The 1,155-nt window shown below is 58.7% G+C and carries 2 protein-coding genes; both read left to right on the top strand.

The genetic code is table 11. From position 1 onward, the window contains the following. On the top strand, positions 1 to 571 hold a 571-nt coding region (locus tag BZK31_RS28205; RefSeq protein ID WP_244182762.1), incomplete at its 5' end, for a citrate:proton symporter. A gap of 71 nt (positions 572 to 642) precedes the next feature. Then, the coding region (locus tag BZK31_RS28200) for a TerC family protein (protein ID WP_083186447.1) at positions 643 to 1,155 on the top strand (513 nt) is incomplete at its 3' end.

Genomic DNA, 1,155 nt, shown 5'->3' with positions numbered 1-1,155 from the left:
GATCATGGGTCTGCTGCCGCTGCCGGTGCTGTTCATGATCGCGTTCAGTATCGCGATGATCATCAACTACCCGAACCTGCAGGATCAGAAAGATCGCGTTTCGGCGCATGCCGGTAGCGTTCTGGCGGTGGTTGGCCTGATTTTCGCGGCCGGTATCTTCACCGGCATTCTGTCGGGTACCGGCATGGTCGATGCCATGTCCAAGAGCCTACTGGCGGTGATCCCGGAAGCGCTGGGCCCTTATCTGGCAGTCATCACCGCGCTGGTGAGCATGCCGTTCACCTTCTTCATGTCCAACGATGCGTTCTACTACGGCGTATTGCCGGTGCTGTCCGAAGCCGCTGCCCACTACGGCATCAGCCCGGTGGAAATGGCTCGCGCCTCCATCGTCGGCCAACCGGTTCACCTACTCAGCCCGCTGGTGCCATCGACTTACCTGCTGGTCGCGCTGGCCGGTATCGAGTTCGGCGATCACCAGCGTTTCACCCTGAAGTGGGCGATTCTGGTGTGCATGTGCATTCTGGTTGCGGCACTGGTAATGGGGATTTTCCCGCTCTACAGCAGTCTATAACCTCACGCTGTCAAAGGCTCGCCATCGACCGCAGGGTCGTTGGCGAGCTTTTTCACGTTTGAGGAGGCCTCATGGAATGGATCACCCATCCCGAGATATGGGCAGCTTTCTTTACCCTGACGGCCCTGGAAATCGTTCTGGGCATCGACAACATCATCATGATTTCCATCCTGGTCGGGCACATGCCCAAGGCCATGCAGCCCCGCACCCGGATCACCGGGCTGGCACTGGCCATGGTGACGCGAATCATGCTGCTGCTTTCCATCACCTGGGTGATGCGCCTCACCACTGACCTGTTCTCGGTGCTGGGGAAGGGCTTTTCCGGGCGCGATCTGATTCTGTTCTTCGGTGGTCTGTTCCTGCTCTGGAAAAGCGCGCAGGAGATCTATCACGGCCTGGAGGGTGAAGAGGAGAAAATCGAGGAACCCAAGGGCGGCAACGGGCAGTTCTTCTACACCATCATTCAGATCGCGATCATCGACATCGTCTTTTCGCTGGACTCGGTCATTACCGCCGTCGGCATGGTGTCCGACATCCCGGTCATGATCGCCGCGATCGTGGTCGCCGTGCTGGTGATGATGCTG

The sequence above is a fragment of the Pseudomonas floridensis genome, from assembly GCF_002087235.1.
GTDB classification, from domain to species: Bacteria; Pseudomonadota; Gammaproteobacteria; order Pseudomonadales; family Pseudomonadaceae; genus Aquipseudomonas; species Aquipseudomonas floridensis.
This window is presented reverse-complemented; position numbering and strand designations above follow the sequence as displayed.